The sequence below is a fragment of the Variovorax sp. Root318D1 genome, assembly GCF_001424835.1.
In the GTDB taxonomy this organism is placed as follows: domain Bacteria; phylum Pseudomonadota; class Gammaproteobacteria; order Burkholderiales; family Burkholderiaceae_C; genus Variovorax.
Map to the genome: position 1 here is coordinate 246,150 of NZ_LMCQ01000025.1, position 13,894 is coordinate 260,043.

Here is a 13,894-nt window from a genome sequence, read left to right on the forward strand (position 1 = left end):
GGACTCAGTCCGCGCTGGCCTGGATGACCGAGAAGGCGGCAGCCAGTTCGGTGCGGGCACCCACGGCGATGCGCTCGAAGGCGGGCCGCAAGGCCGCGGTGATGGGGGCGCCGCCCTCTTGGGCGATGGAGGCTGGGTCCTGGTATTCGCCGTTCACGCGGAACTCGAAATGCAGGTGAGGGCCCGTCGCCCAGCCGGTGGAGCCCACCGCGCCGATCGTCTGGCCCTGGCTGATGCTTTCGCCGGCCTTGACGTCGACCCGGCTCAGGTGGGCGTAGGCCGTCTGCTGGTTGTTGCGGTGCTTGATGACGACGATGTTGCCGTAGCCGTTCTGTGTACCGGCGAAATCGACCGTGCCGTCGCCGACGCTGCGCACCGCGGTGCCCGTGGGCGCCGCGAAATCGATGCCGTTGTGCTGGCGCCAGCTGTTGAGAATCGGGTGCATGCGCATCGCGAAGCCGCTAGATACGCGCGAGAACTCGACCGGCGAGCTCAGGTAAGCCTTGCGCAGGCTGTCGCCGTTCGGGCGGTAGTAGCTGCCCTTCTGGCCCGGAGGCTGGAACCACACGGCTTGGTGCAACTTGCCGCCGCTCTCGAACTCGGCCGAGAGCACGCGGCCGCTGCGCAGCGCCTGGCCGTCGGCTTCGAAGGTTTCGTAGACCACGGCAAAGCGGTCGCCCTTGCGCAGCGAGCGCACGTCGACGTCGCCGGCGAAGATGTCTGCCAACTGGCTGGCGACGGCATCGGGAATGCGCGCGTCGTCGGTGGCCGCGAACAGCGAGGTGCGGATGCTGCCGCTGGCCAGGCGCGAGCCCGGCGTCAGGGTGTCGCGTTCGGTGAGCGCGGCAAAGCCCGTTGGCGTGCGCTCGATGACGAAGCGCTTGAAGCCGCCGTCACCGTCGGGAATCCAGCGGGCGCTCAGCTTCTTGAGCTGGTTTTCCTGCGTGGCTTCGGCCGTGATGGTGCGTCCGGCGCGCGCAAACAGCGCATTGCGAGCTTCGCTGCTTCCGCGCACGAACGCGGTGGCGGCAGGGTCGGAAATGCCCAGGCGCTTCAGCAGGGCCTCAGCTGTGTCGCTGGAGCGTGTGATGTCGGTGCGAAACAGCGTGAAGCTGAAGTTCTCGAGCGATTGGCTCTGTTCTGCGAAAGACAGCGGAGCGGTCGCTTCGAGGACCTGTTGGACCGGGAGGTCGGATGCATCGGGGCCCAGGGAGGCCACCGCCAGGGTTCCGGCGCTCAGCAGGGCCGCCGCAATGACCGCGGTGATCTGCTTGGGATAGGTCCGAAATGTATAGGCCACGCGAGAAGCCAGTAGCTCCTCGGCGGCGAGAATGCCGTTGATCAAACTTTGAATTCCAGCTCAGGTTCTGCAAATCCGTGCTGCAAAGCCCAGGGCGGACGGGGCGGCAGGACGGTGCGGAAAAAAGCGCCGCTTAGAATCCGGCGCTTGAAAGGTCGGGCTGAGTATAACTTCGGCAACCTGAAAATCAGCCAAAAAGCCTATGAACGCCGAATCTGTTACATCCGCTAGTCTGTCAAATGGTGTAAGACGAGCGCTCGAAATATCCCTCCGGGGCACCGACGAACTGCTGCCCCAGGACGAGTGGGTGCGCAAGCTTCAGCGCTCGGAAGCCACCGGAACGCCGCTGCGCATCAAATTGGGGCTCGACCCGACCGCCCCGGATATCCACATCGGCCATACGGTTGTTCTCAACAAGATGCGGCAGCTGCAGGATCTCGGGCACCGGGTCATCTTCCTGATTGGCGACTTCACGACCACCATCGGCGACCCGTCGGGCCGCAACAGCACCCGCCCGCCGCTGACCCGGGAGCAAATCGAGGCCAATGCCCAGACCTACTACCGGCAGGCCAGCCTGGTGCTGGACCCCGAAAAGACCGAGATTCGCTACAACTCCGAGTGGAGCGACCCGCTGGGAGCCCGCGGGATGATCCAGCTGGCCGCCAAGTACACGGTGGCGCGGATGATGGAGCGTGACGACTTCAACAAGCGTTTCAAGGCCGGCCAATCGATCTCGGTGCACGAATTCCTCTACCCGCTCATGCAAGGCTACGACTCCGTGGCGTTGAAGAGCGACCTCGAACTTGGTGGAACCGACCAGAAGTTCAACCTGCTCGTTGGCCGGCATCTCCAGCAGGAGTACGGCCAAGAGCCGCAGTGCATACTCACTATGCCACTGCTGGAGGGGCTCGACGGCATCGAGAAGATGTCCAAGAGCAAGAACAACTACATCGGCATCAGCGAAGACGCCAACACCATGTTCGCCAAGGTGCTGTCGATTTCCGACGAACTGATGTGGCGCTGGTACATGCTGCTGAGCTTCCAGTCGCTGGCGCAGATCGAGGCGCTCAAGGCGGAGATTGCGGGCGGCCGCAATCCGAAGGACGCGAAGGTGGCCCTGGCCAAGGAAATCACCGCACGCTTCCACAGCGCGGCGGCGGCCGATTCGGCCGAGCAGGATTTCATCAACCGGAGCAAGGGTGGCGTGCCCGAGGACATCCCAGAGGTGTCGCTGCAAGGCGCGCCGCTGGGCATCGCGCAACTGCTCAAGCAAGCGGGACTGGCTCCTTCGACCTCGGAAGGCAATCGGCTGATCGATGGTGGCGGCGTGCGCGTCGATTCCGTGGTGATCAGCGACAAGGCGCTCAAGCTGGCCGCGGGCCGCTATGTGGTGCAGGTCGGCAAGCGCAAGTTTGCGCGCGTGACCGTCAGCTGAAGAGCGGGGGACCGCGCGGCAGCGCCGCGAAACCTCACCGGACTTCGATGGTGACGCGACGGTTGCGCGGTTCGTCCACCTCGTCGGCGGTGGGAACGGCGAGCTCGCGTTCGCCGCGGCCTACAGCCTCGATCCGCTTGGCAGGGAACTGCCGCTCCACGAAGATCTGCGCCACTTCTTGTGCGCGGCGCTGCGAGAGCATGTCGTTTTGCTCGAGAGCGCCCTTGGTGTCGGTATGTCCGGTCACCACGATGTCGCTGCCGCTGCGGGTCTGCGCTGCAATCAATGCTTCGTTCACGATTTGCTGTGACGTAGGCGTTAGCCGGGTGCCGCCCACGTCGAAATACACGGTGTAGCGCTGGGGCGGGGGTGGCTGCATGTCGAACAAGAATTTGTTCTCGGTATGCACCTTGGCGGGGTCGGCCTGGTCGACCACCGGAGCGCCCGAAGCGCCGACTGCGGCCGTGGCGCGTTGGTAGGGCCTGGAAAGGATTTCTTCGCCATCCTTGGCGCGCACCACGACCGCAGAAGGCTTGCCGTCCGCCTGCGGAAGCAGCACCACACGGGTACCCGGCGTCGAACAGGCGGCAAGCAACGCCGCGCTCAGCACGGCAAGGAAGGGGAGGGCTCGGGTCGTCAACCGACTCATGGTTGGCCGTCGGCCTGCACGATGAAATCGGTGCCCCGGATGCCGATCGTGGCGGTCTGCGTTTCCACGCGAATCGCGTCGGGGTTCGTCTTGCCGATAAGTCCGGTGATCATGCGCATCGAGCCGCGCAACAGCGAGACGAGCACGCCACCTTCATGCGTCGTGGAATTGAAATGGAACTCCTTCAAGTCCAATCGCGACGACGGCCCAACCATCAGGGTGGTGTCGTCGCGCAGGACCACGGAGGCAGATGAATCGGGACCTGTCACGATACGATCGACGGCGGCGAGCGCATCGCCCGCGCTGGCCGTGCGGCTTGTGCCGGCGGCGCTGAGCAGTTGCACGTTGCCGCGTACCGATTTGACGAAGCCCGCCTGGGGCTCGGCGATCGGCTTGGTAATGGGCGCGTTCGAAGAACTCTGTGCTAGTGCGAGTGCCGCTGCGCCATACAAGGCGAGCCCTCCCAGGACGCTCAACAACTTTTTCATCACATCACACCTCTCTGCGAATGTCTCGCGGTGAGACAAATATTAAAACGCGCCCGTACATATAGAGCCTACCCCAGATAATCCAACGGCTAGATGTGGCCTTTTGCCTCATTTTTACTGTCTTTATCGATGGACGATTTTCGCCGCGCATGATTCTTACGCCAAAGACGCTGCTTCGCGTTTCCGTTGCCGTCGCTCTTGTCACGATTCTGCTCAAGGGATTGGCGGGCTACGTGACCAACTCGATGGGGTTGATCTCGGATGCCATGGAGTCGTTCGTCAATCTTGCCAGCGCCATGTTCGCGTTGGCCATGGTGACCATTGCCGCTCGGCCGGCCGACGAAGACCATCCCTACGGCCACCACAAGGCCGAATACTTCTCCTCGGGATTCGAAGGCATCCTGATCGTGGGCGCTGCCGCTGCCATTCTCTGGGTCTCGGTGCAACGGCTGCTGGCCCCCGAGCCGCTCGAGCAGCTGGGATGGGGGCTGAGTCTTTCAATCGTCAGTTCGGGCTTCAATGCGGCACTTGCCTTCGCGCTGTTCCGCGCGGCGAAAACGCACCGGTCGATTGCACTGGAAGCCGATGCGCGGCATCTCATGACCGACGTATGGACATCCGCCGGGGTGGTGATCGGCATCGTCGCCGTGCACTTCAGCGGCTGGCTCTGGCTCGACCCGCTGCTGGCCATTGGCGTGGCGCTCAACATCGTGCGCGAAGGCGTCAAGCTGGTGTGGCGCTCCTCGCAAGGGTTGATGGACGAAGCCCTCGACCCCGAGACCATTGCCACGCTGCGCGCCACGCTCGACCAGTTTGCCGCCCGCCTGCCCGAAGACGCGCGCGTGCGCTTCGACGACATGGTCACGCGGCGCGCAGGCCAGCGCCGCTTTGCCGACCTGCACATGCACGTGCCCGGCGATTGGACGCTGCAGCACGCCGCGGCCCTGCGCGACGAACTCGAGCAGACGCTGATGGATGCCGTGCCCGGATTGCGCGTCACCATCCAGTTGCTGCCGCTGGGCATGGAAGCCCGCGCCACCCAGATGGAAGAACAGTCATGAAGGCCGTGGTCCAGCGCGTGGCCAGCGCGCATGTCGACATAGACGGCCAGACCGTGGGTGCCATCGATGCCGGCCTGCTGGTCCTGCTATGTGCCGAGCGCGGCGATGTGGATGCGCTGGCCGATCGCATGCTCGCAAAGCTGCTGAAGCTGCGCATCTTTTCCGACGATGCCGGCAAGATGAACCGCAGCGTGCAAGACATCGGCGGCGGCCTGCTCGTGGTGAGCCAGTTCACGCTGGCGGCGGACGTGAGCGGCGGCAACCGACCCAGCTTCACGCAGGCAGCGGCGCCCGACGAAGGGCGACGGCTTTACGAGTACTTCGTGACCAAGGCCCGCGCCGCGCACCCGGTGGTGGCCACGGGCGAGTTCGGCGCCGACATGCAGGTGCACCTGGTCAACGACGGACCCGTGACCATTCCGCTGCAAATGCTGGCGTAGCGCCGCCTTCAGTTGCGCTCGAGCACGGCTTCCCAGAGCACCTTCGGCTGCTCGTAGCGATGCACCGTGAGTTCCTCCAGGTGCGACATGCGCCAGCCGTCGGCAAAGAGCCGTTCAACCGCGGCACGGTCGAAGAATCGCTTGGGCACGCCATCCACCGGGTAGAAGGAGTCTTTTCCCTCCGGCGGCGGGCCGCTGGCGCCGTGGTGGAAGTCGTTCACTGAATTCAACCGGCACAGCAGCACGCCGCGTGGGCGAAGCACGTCGTGGATTCGTCTTGCCAGGGCGAGTGTCTGGTCCCAGGCGAAGTAGTGCAGCGAGAGGCTCGCAATCACCACGCCCACGCTTCCATTCGCGTCGCCCTCGGGCAGCGGAAAGGGCGCATCACGGAAATCGCCGCAGTGAAACTCCGCGCCATGCGGCACGCGTATCCGCGCGGCCGCCACGGATTCGGCCGACAACTCGATGCCGACCACGTGCAGGCCCGCGCCGGCCAGCACGGCGCTGTCAGGGCCGGTGCCGCAACCCAGTTCGAGCACCGGGTCCGTTCCCGCACGCTCGACGATCAGCGCAAGCCAGCGCTCAAGCCACGGATCGGTGCTCATGCCGGGTGCCGCGGCCGAAGTCATTTACCGGCCGTACGGATTGCGGATGCCAAGCCCCGCCAGGATTTCGATTTCGCGCGCTTCCATTTCCTCGGCGTCGGCTTCACCGGTCTCGTGGTCCCAGCCCTGCGCATGCAGCGTGCCGTGAATCAGCAGGTGCGCGTAATGCGCGGCCAGGGTCTTGCGCTGTTCTTTCGCCTCGCTGGCGACCACCGGCGCGCACAGCACCAGGTCGGCCATCACCATCGGGCTTTGCGCATAGTCGAAAGTCAGCACGTTGGTGGCGTAGTCCTTGCCGCGGAATTCGCGATTCAGGCGCTGGCCTTCTTCGGCATCGACGATGCGCACCGTGATCTCGCCGTCCACCTCGAGCGCATGGCGGATCCAGCGTGCCACGCTGTGGCGCGGCAGCGCGGCGCGGTGCCGTTCGATGCCCTTGAAGCGCGGCGAGAACTGCAGCGAGAGCGAAAGTTGGGCCAGTGCCATGTCAGTGCGCTCCCGCGCGTTTGCGCTGGCCGTCGTAGGCGTCGACGATCTTGGCGACGAGCGGATGCCGCACCACGTCGGCACTGGTGAAGTGCGTGATCGCAATCCCGCTCACACGCCGCAGCACGCGCTCGGCGTCGATCAGCCCGCTCAGCTGCTGCTTGGGCAGGTCGATCTGGCTCACGTCGCCCGTCACCACCGCCTTGGCGCCGAAGCCGATGCGCGTGAGGAACATCTTCATCTGCTCGACCGTGGTGTTCTGCGCCTCGTCCAGGATGACGAAGGCGTTGTTCAGCGTGCGTCCGCGCATGAAGGCCAGTGGTGCAATTTCGAGCGCGTTGCGTTCGAAGGCCTTCTGCACTTTGTCGTAGCCCATGAGGTCGTAGAGCGCGTCGTACAGCGGGCGCAGGTAGGGGTCGACCTTCTGCGTCAGGTCGCCCGGCAGAAAGCCGAGCCGCTCGCCGGCTTCCACCGCCGGCCGCGTGAGCACGATGCGCTGCACCGAGGCGCGCTCCAGCGCGTCCACGGCGCAGGCCACGGCGAGATAGGTCTTGCCGGTGCCGGCCGGACCGATGCCGAAGGTAATGTCGTGCTTGGCGATGTTGTCGAGATACAAAGCCTGCGTGGGCGTGCGCGCGCGCAGGTCGGCGCGGCGCGTGACGAGCATCGCCGCATCCTCGTCGCCATCGATCATCGTGCCGTCGCCTGCGAGCGTGAGCTGCACCACGGCGGGGTCGATCGAGCGCTGGGCAATTTCGTACAGTGCCTGCAGCACGTCCATTGCGCGCTGCGCTGGGGCCTTGGGCCCCTCGACCTTGAACTGCTCGTGGCGGTGCGCAATCTTCACGCCCAGCGCTTCCTCGATGCGGCGCAGGTGCGCGTCCAGAGGTCCGCACAGGTGGCCGAGGCGCGAATTGTTCAGAGGGGTAAAGGTGTGTCGCAGAATCACGCCGGACATTTCAAGGAAAAAGGGCACCCATGATAGGCAAACTCACCGGCGTATTGGCCGAACGCAACCCGCCGCAGGTGGTGGTGGACTGCAACGGCGTCGGCTACGAGGTCGATGTCCCGATGAGCACGTTCTACAACCTGCCCGGCACCGGAGAGCGCGTTTCGCTGCTCACGCACTTCGTGGTGCGCGAGGACGCGCAGATTCTCTACGGTTTTGGCACCGCCGAGGAGCGTGCGGCTTTTCGCCAGCTCATCAAGATCACCGGCGTGGGCCCGCGCACCGCGCTCGGCCTGCTCTCGGGCATGAGCGTGGGCGAGCTGTCGCAAGCGATCACGACGCAGGAGCTCGGCCGGCTGGTGAAGATCCCGGGCATCGGCAAGAAGACCGCCGAGCGGCTGCTGCTCGAACTCAAGGGCAAGCTGGGCGCCGACATCGGCCTGCCCGCGCATGCGGCTTCCGATGCGCAGGCCGACATCCTGCAGGCGCTGATCGCGCTGGGCTACAGCGACAAGGAAGCCGCGCTTGCGCTCAAGGCGCTGCCGAAAGATGCGACCGTGAGCGAAGGCATCAAGCTGGCGCTGAAGGCGCTGGCGAAGTAGCCGGCTTCCGACTCTCAGGGGTGGAGCTTCTCGCCCTTGGCGAGCATTTCGACGAACCGTGCGATGCGCAACGCGCGCGTCTCGGGTTTCTTTGCGCCTTGTATCCTGAAGAGCACTGCATAGCGGTTGTGCGAATCCAGCTTGGCAAAGAAGGCCTTCGCCTTGCCATTCGCATCGAGCGCGGCCTGCAGGTCGGGCGGCACGATGGCGACGCTCTGGGCATCGTAGGCGGCCTCCCAGCGGCCGTCGGCACGTGCGCGTTCGACCTCGGCCAGGCCGGCGGGCTGCATGAGGCCTTCTTCGATCAGCTTCAGCGCCTTGTCGCGGTTGATTTTCGACCAGATGCTGCGCGCGGTGCGCGGCGTGAAGCGCTGCAGAAAGTGCTCGCCGTCCTCGGCCTTGATCTGGCCGTCGATCCAGCCGTAACACAGTGCGACTTCAAGCGCCTCCGCGTGGGTGACCGATTCAATTCCGCTGTCCTTCTTCGCCATGCGAATCCATACGCTGGCCGCGGCAGCATGGTGGCGCTTGAGCCATCGCTCCCATGCGGCGGCGGTGCTGCATTCAACGGGCGTGTGGTGCGCCACGCGCTGGGCAGCCTTGTCGGCCTTGGCGCGCGTGCTCATGGCACCCACCAGTAGCGTAGCGCGTGAAAGTAGATCGGCGCCGCGAAGATCACCGAATCGAGCCGGTCGAGCATGCCGCCGTGGCCTTCGATCATCGAGCCCCAGTCTTTCACGCCGCGGTCGCGTTTGATGGCCGACATCACGAGCCCGCCGAAGAAGCCCATGAGGCAGATGGTGAGCGCCATCAGCGCGGCCTGCCAGGGGTTGAACGGCGTCGCCCAATAGAGCGCGGCGCCCAGCGCGGTGGCGCTGGCCACGCCGCCGACCAGGCCTTCCCAGGTCTTGGAGGGCGAGAGTTCGGGCGCCACCTTGCGCTTGCCGAAGAGCTTGCCCCACACGTACTGCAGCACGTCGCTGCCCTGCACCACGATCACGAGGAACGCGATCAGAAGCAGGTTGCGGCCTTCGAAGCCCGGGATCTGCAAGGTGAGCAGTGCGGGCACGTGGCTGATGCAGAAGACGCAGATCATCAGGCCCCACTGAATCTTCGAGGTGCGTTCCAGAAAGCGCTGCGTGTCGCCGCCAACGGCCGCAAGAATCGGCAGCACAAGAAAGGCGTAAACCGGAATGAAGATCGAATAGAGCCCGTACCAATCGATCCACACCAGGAAATATTGAACCGGCAGCCCGATGTAGAAGGCCGCCGCAATCGCATGATGGTCGCCGCGTCGCGTGTAGGCAAGGCTGATGAACTCGCGCAGCGCATAGAACGAGATCAGATAGAACAGCACGATCACGCCGCCCTTGCCGAAAGCGAAGGCAATGCCGATCACCGCCACCATCAGCCACCACGCGTTCACTCGCGCGTTGAGGTTGTCGATGACCGAGTTGGGCTGGCCCTGCGCCACGCGCCACTTGAGCAGTGCGCCGATGGCCGAGGCAAGGATCAGCACGCCGGCAACGCCGCCGAACAGTTGCAGCGTGGTCTGGGTCGAGGGCGAAATGTTCATGGCGTCGTGGTGGCTGCTTTTTCTTGTTCCGGCACGCGGTCGTATTCGGGGCGCAGGTCGAGCATGGCGGCGCGTGCGCCCGCGATGAAGCTGGCCTTGTCTTCGCCTTCGGCCAGCCGGATGGGCGCGCCGAAGCGAACCGTGCAGGCGAGCGGGATCGGCACCAGCGTGCCCTTGGGCAGCACGCGCTTCAGGTTCTCGATCCACACCGGCACCAGCCGCACGCTGGGGCAGGCGCGCGCCAGGTGAAAGAGGCCGCTCTTGAGCGGCAGCAGGATTTCGTCGCCGGTGTTGCGCGTGCCCTCGGGAAACATGATGAGCGAGTCGCCGCCCTCCAGTGCCTCTTTCATCTGGTCCACCGGGTTGCCGCCCTGGCCCGAGCCGTCGCGCCGGATCATGAGCGCGTTGAACACGTCGGCGCCGATGAACTGGCGCACCTTGGAGGCCATCCAGTAGTCCTGCCCGGCCACCGGCCGCGTCAGCGCACGCAGGTCGGGCGGCAGCGTGGCCCACAACAGCACGAAGTCGCCGTGGCTCGTGTGGTTGGCGAAGTAGAGCGTCTGCTCGGCCTTGGGCGTGGTGCCGCTCCAGATGGCGCGCACGCCGGTCAGCAGGCCGGCCGCGCCGATGATCAGCTTGCCTGCGACGATGGCGAGCGCGCGGCGCAGCACCGTGCTTTCCGGTTTGTCGCCGTTCTGGTTGTTGCTTTCTTCGGTCAAGAGAGGTCCTGTGTCATCAAGGCGAGGAGAAACATGGCGCTCTGGCAGGCGACCACGATGGCGTGGCGCTGCATGAGCTGGCGGGTGCCCTGCACGCGTTCGTCGAGCGATCGGGTGGGTTGTTGCCTTGACTGCGTCTCGCGCAATCCAAGGGATGAAAGCGCATGGTCGAGCGTGTCCAGCGATGCGATGGCGCGGCGTCCGAGATCGGCGAACAACGCCTCGTCCAGCCGCAGCCGGAAGGCGAAATATCGTTCGAGCAGGCCGAGGACCACGACCGCACCGAAGCCCATGGCAGCCGTGACCGAGAGCGAGCGCAGTGTCAGGGCGAGCACCAGTGCCGAGACGCACATGAGCGCAAAGCCCCAGATGGCAAGCACCATGAAGGCACGCAGCAGTCCGGCCAGCGCCGCACAGGTGGCGCGTTCGTTGTCAGTCATGGGGCGGTACCTCCGGCGCCGCGCTCAGGGGTTCCAACGATGTCATCCATTCGCGTCGCAGCACGATCTGCGGACGCGCGTGGCGCACCGCGCTTTCGGCCTGCACCAGACCGCCCGCCGATCCGTAGCGACCCAGCCATGCGATCGTTGCAGCCGCACTCCGCGAAAAACCCAGTGCGCAACAAACCCATACTGGCGCGCCGTCGGCCTTGAGGCGCTGGCCTTCGATGACTGCCGCAGCGCGTTGCAGCCGCACCGTCGGCGGCACGGTCAGGTCCAGTATCGGCACGCAGCGCGCATGCGGCACACCTGCGGGTATCTGTAGCTCGGCGCACAGGCTCACGAGCCGGGGCTTGCCGGCGGCAATCCATTCCGCCTTCGTCGGCAAGCGTCCCAGACGCAGGCCCGGCACCACCTCGACCGAAGCCGGCAGCTTGCGCGTCCAGAGCCATGCGTTGACTGCCGCGCCGAGCCGATAGGGCGCAAGGAGCCAGCGCGCCGCCCAGCCCATGCGGCCGCGGCCGTTCATCTGGAAACCGCGGGCGCCGAAGCCGGCGTAGTTGAGCGCCACCAGAGCCAGCGAGGCCGCCGGCCACGCCAGCCACAGCAGCACACCGCCGCCGTAGAGCGCGACGGCAAGGAACAGGGCCGCACCGACGGAATAGAAGCCCGCGAGTTTCCAGCGCTGCGCGTCGCGCGTGCATTGCCAGGCGCGCGGCATCGAAACCGTACGCGCGAGCGGCCACAGCCAGACACAGAACAGGCCGAGCAGCGCACCAGTTGGAATGTCGATGAAGTGGTGCTGCCAGGTCGTGAGCACCGACGCGCAGATGGCAAACGCCCACACATGCAGCACCACCCTTGCCCATGTGGCGCGCAGGAATTGGCGGTACCAGTCCCACAGAATGACCGCCAGCGCAATGTGCAGCGAAGGCGCCTGGTTGTAGGGTTGGTCGAAGCCGCGCAGCGCATTGAAGAGGAACGCCGGCGCGCCTTCGACCGCCGGCTGCCCGAAGCTGAAATGCAGCGGCCAAATGACGAAGCAGGTGCAGGCGATGAGCGTCGCGCTCACCAGCCGCAGTGCATGCCGGTCGAGCGTGTGCTTGCTGTGCGCAAGGAAGAGCGAGAGCGCGTAGAAGACGTTGATGGTCCAGTACGGAAAGATGGTCCAGGCCCAGAAGGGCAGCTGCCGCTCCCATTCGAAGTCCATCGATGGCACTTGAGCGCGCGTGGTTGCCCACCAGTTGGCAAGGCCGTATGTTGCATAGAAGAGCGGCCCCAGGAACACCAGCCACGCGGCAGCCCGCTTCCAGGGGCGCTGCGTCAGCCACTGCTTCATTTCGCGCCAAGCCCCGAGGTCATGCCACCCGCACCGCGAGCGAGACGGTGAAGATGCCCCACTCGTCGACGCGCTGGTCGATCTTGCGGAAGCCCGCTTCCTCCACCAGCTGGTCCATCTCGGCCTGCGTGCGGCGGCGCATCACCCAGGCTTCGCCCTGGCGGTGGCTGGTGAGCGCGCGCGCAATCATCTCGAGTTGCGGGTGCCAGGGCTGGCCGGTGTAGACCAGGTAACCGCGGTCTTCCACCGCGTCGCCCACGCCCGCGAGCGAACGCCGCACCATTTCGTTGTCGGGGAACAGCTCGTAGAGGCCCGACACCACGGCCAGCGTGGGGCGCGGCGTCACGGTGGCCAGGCTGATGCGGTCGAAGGCGTCGGCCTGCACGAATTGCGCCACGTCTTCCAGGCCCTTTTCGACAATGAGCGCGCGGCCGTCGCGCACGTTGATGTCGCTGTAGTCGCGCAGCAGGATCGAGCTGGCCTTCACGGGGCTCGCAGCCACTGCGTCGAGCACGTAGCGGCCATGGCCGGCCGCGATGTCCATCACGCGCACCTCGCGGTGCATCTCGGCCAGCCGCTCCATCGCAATGCGGATCAGCTCCTCGACGTGGACCTTGCGCTGCCGGATGCCGCGCCAGCCGATCGAGTTCAGGTAGGTGTTGTCGATGGAGCGTCCCAGCGGCCCCTTGCCCTGCGGGTGGTTGCGGTAGACATAGTCGAGCGTGCTGCCCGAGTCGAAGCCGGTGGCGTGGCCCAGCGCGACGCCGCTCGACAGCTTGCCGCCGATGCGCAGGCCCGTGCGCGTCATGGCCCAGTAGGCGCCGCGCGCCGAGAGGGGCGCCAGCGGCTCCGCCAGCGCGCGAGACTCGTCGGCGGTGTTGCCGGTGAGGTGCGCCGCACGCAGGTCGACCGGCGCGGGCGGCTGGTCGAACAGCTGAAGAATGAACTCGCGGATCGCTTGCACCGCCGGTGCGCGGTCCTTCTCGCCCAGCGTGTCGTGGAAGAAGCCCGGCAGCTCCATCTTGGTCTTGATGGCGCTGCCCAGCCGCTCGAAGAACTGGTGCTGCGGCTTATGGTGCACCACCCAGTCTGCACCCGAGATCAGCAGCTGCACCGGCAAGGTGATGGCATTGGCATCGGCCACCACGCGGTCGGCGGCTTCGTAGAGACCGAGCAAGATGTTGACGGCGATGGGGCGCGAGATCAGCGGATCGCTCTCGTAGCTCGCAATGCGCTCCGGGTCGTGCGTGAGGAACTTCGCTTTCACATAGCTATTGACGAAGAACAGGCCGCGCAGCTTGTGCATCAGGCCAAGCCCGGCGCGCGCGAAAGGCACGTAGAGCTTGACCTTGAAGGCGGGCGAGGCCAGCGTGAGCCCGCGCACCTTGGGCGCGTAGTCGTGCGCCCAGGTGGAGACCAGCACCGCTCCCACGCTTTGCGCAATCACGTGGATGTCGTGCTCCGCCACGCCATGCGCGCTGCCGATGTGCTGGACGAAGGTCTGCACGTCGCGCACGGAGGTCGCAAAGCTCGGGCTGTAGCCGCGCTGGCCCGGCGAGCGGCCGTGGCCGCGCGCGTCCCAGGCGAAGAAGTCGAAGTCGGGCAAATCGAGCTCGTCGACCAGGTGCGCCATGCGCGCACCGTGCTCGTGGCCGCGGTGGAAGAGCACGATCGCGCCGCGGCGCGCTTCGCCCGTGGCCGGCCAATGCCGGTAGAAGAGCGATTCGCCGTCGTGCGTACGGAACTGACGCTCTTGCGGAATGCGTGGGTTGGTTTTTGTATCGGTCATCGGATCCCTGTCGCTA

The 13,894-nt window shown here is 65.7% G+C and carries 16 protein-coding genes; 4 read left to right on the plus strand and 12 right to left on the minus strand.

All coding sequences use genetic code 11. From position 1 onward, the window contains the following. Positions 1-4: 4 nt before the first annotated feature. Positions 5-1,345 carry a peptidoglycan DD-metalloendopeptidase family protein gene (locus tag ASC78_RS26250; protein WP_055808291.1) on the minus strand — a complete coding sequence of 447 codons (1,341 nt, stop codon included), beginning with the start codon at positions 1,343-1,345 and terminating at the stop codon, positions 5-7. Positions 1,346-1,502: 157 nt separating this feature from the next. On the opposite strand from ASC78_RS26250, the gene tyrS reads away from it, so the two are divergent. Beyond that, positions 1,503-2,735 (plus strand): tyrosine--tRNA ligase, encoded by a 1,233-nt coding sequence (tyrS, locus tag ASC78_RS26255; RefSeq protein WP_055808293.1) that lies wholly within the window; start codon positions 1,503-1,505, stop codon positions 2,733-2,735. Between the two features lie 34 nt (positions 2,736-2,769). Here the strand turns inward: tyrS and ASC78_RS26260 are convergent, their stop codons facing one another. Beyond that, the gene (locus tag ASC78_RS26260) at positions 2,770-3,384 is read right to left on the minus strand and encodes an OmpA family protein (protein WP_055808295.1); all 615 of its coding nucleotides are present in this window, start codon (positions 3,382-3,384) and stop codon (positions 2,770-2,772) included. Beyond that, positions 3,381-3,875: a FecR family protein gene (locus ASC78_RS26265; RefSeq protein ID WP_055808297.1), complete on the minus strand. Its 495-nt coding sequence runs from the start codon at positions 3,873-3,875 to the stop codon at positions 3,381-3,383. The genes ASC78_RS26260 and ASC78_RS26265 overlap by 4 nt, the downstream gene beginning before the upstream one ends. A gap of 146 nt (positions 3,876-4,021) precedes the next feature. On the opposite strand from ASC78_RS26265, the gene ASC78_RS26270 reads away from it, so the two are divergent. After that, a complete protein-coding gene (locus ASC78_RS26270; protein ID WP_055808298.1) occupies positions 4,022-4,933 on the plus strand; it encodes a cation diffusion facilitator family transporter in 912 nt (303 codons plus the stop codon). Further along, the gene (dtd, locus tag ASC78_RS26275; protein ID WP_055808300.1) at positions 4,930-5,373 is read left to right on the plus strand and encodes a D-aminoacyl-tRNA deacylase; all 444 of its coding nucleotides are present in this window, start codon (positions 4,930-4,932) and stop codon (positions 5,371-5,373) included. Before ASC78_RS26270 ends, dtd begins: the two co-directional genes overlap by 4 nt. Positions 5,374-5,381: 8 nt before the next feature. On the opposite strand, the gene ASC78_RS26280 is transcribed toward dtd, so the two are convergent. Genes ASC78_RS26280 through ASC78_RS26290 form a run of 3 tightly spaced genes read right to left on the minus strand, consistent with a single transcriptional unit; the run spans position 5,382 to position 7,422 of the window. Further along, the gene (locus ASC78_RS26280) at positions 5,382-6,002 is read right to left on the minus strand and encodes a class I SAM-dependent methyltransferase (RefSeq protein WP_235505221.1); all 621 of its coding nucleotides are present in this window, start codon (positions 6,000-6,002) and stop codon (positions 5,382-5,384) included. Continuing rightward, the gene (gene ybeY, locus ASC78_RS26285; protein ID WP_055808302.1) at positions 6,003-6,464 is read right to left on the minus strand and encodes an rRNA maturation RNase YbeY; all 462 of its coding nucleotides are present in this window, start codon (positions 6,462-6,464) and stop codon (positions 6,003-6,005) included. A gap of 1 nt (position 6,465) precedes the next feature. Continuing rightward, a complete protein-coding gene (locus tag ASC78_RS26290) occupies positions 6,466-7,422 on the minus strand; it encodes a PhoH family protein (RefSeq protein ID WP_200934370.1) in 957 nt (318 codons plus the stop codon). 20 nt (positions 7,423-7,442) lie between these two features. Here ASC78_RS26290 and ruvA point away from each other — a divergent pair, with 20 nt between their 5' ends. After that, the gene (gene ruvA / locus ASC78_RS26295) at positions 7,443-8,015 is read left to right on the plus strand and encodes a Holliday junction branch migration protein RuvA (RefSeq protein ID WP_055808304.1); all 573 of its coding nucleotides are present in this window, start codon (positions 7,443-7,445) and stop codon (positions 8,013-8,015) included. 14 nt (positions 8,016-8,029) lie between these two features. On the opposite strand, the gene ASC78_RS26300 is transcribed toward ruvA, so the two are convergent. The 6 genes from ASC78_RS26300 to ASC78_RS26325 are packed head-to-tail and all read right to left on the minus strand — an operon-like array spanning position 8,030 to position 13,878. Then, positions 8,030-8,641, minus strand: coding sequence for a YdeI/OmpD-associated family protein (locus ASC78_RS26300; RefSeq protein ID WP_082517663.1), 612 nt, complete (start codon positions 8,639-8,641; stop codon positions 8,030-8,032). Continuing rightward, entirely contained in the window at positions 8,638-9,591 is a 954-nt protein-coding gene (locus tag ASC78_RS26305) for a phosphatidate cytidylyltransferase (protein ID WP_055808307.1), read from the minus strand. The genes ASC78_RS26300 and ASC78_RS26305 overlap by 4 nt, the downstream gene beginning before the upstream one ends. Further along, on the minus strand, positions 9,588-10,262 hold the full coding sequence (locus ASC78_RS26310; protein WP_055808485.1) for a lysophospholipid acyltransferase family protein: 675 nt from the start codon (positions 10,260-10,262) through the stop codon (positions 9,588-9,590). Before ASC78_RS26310 ends, ASC78_RS26305 begins: the two co-directional genes overlap by 4 nt. A gap of 44 nt (positions 10,263-10,306) precedes the next feature. Beyond that, positions 10,307-10,750, minus strand: a complete 444-nt coding sequence (locus ASC78_RS26315) for a hypothetical protein (protein WP_055808309.1) — start codon at positions 10,748-10,750, stop codon at positions 10,307-10,309. Beyond that, on the minus strand, positions 10,743-12,089 hold the full coding sequence (locus ASC78_RS26320) for a phosphatase PAP2/dual specificity phosphatase family protein (RefSeq protein WP_055808311.1): 1,347 nt from the start codon (positions 12,087-12,089) through the stop codon (positions 10,743-10,745). Before ASC78_RS26320 ends, ASC78_RS26315 begins: the two co-directional genes overlap by 8 nt. Positions 12,090-12,108: 19 nt before the next feature. Further along, on the minus strand, positions 12,109-13,878 hold the full coding sequence (locus tag ASC78_RS26325; protein ID WP_055808312.1) for a bifunctional alpha/beta hydrolase/class I SAM-dependent methyltransferase: 1,770 nt from the start codon (positions 13,876-13,878) through the stop codon (positions 12,109-12,111). Positions 13,879-13,894: the final 16 nt, after the last annotated feature.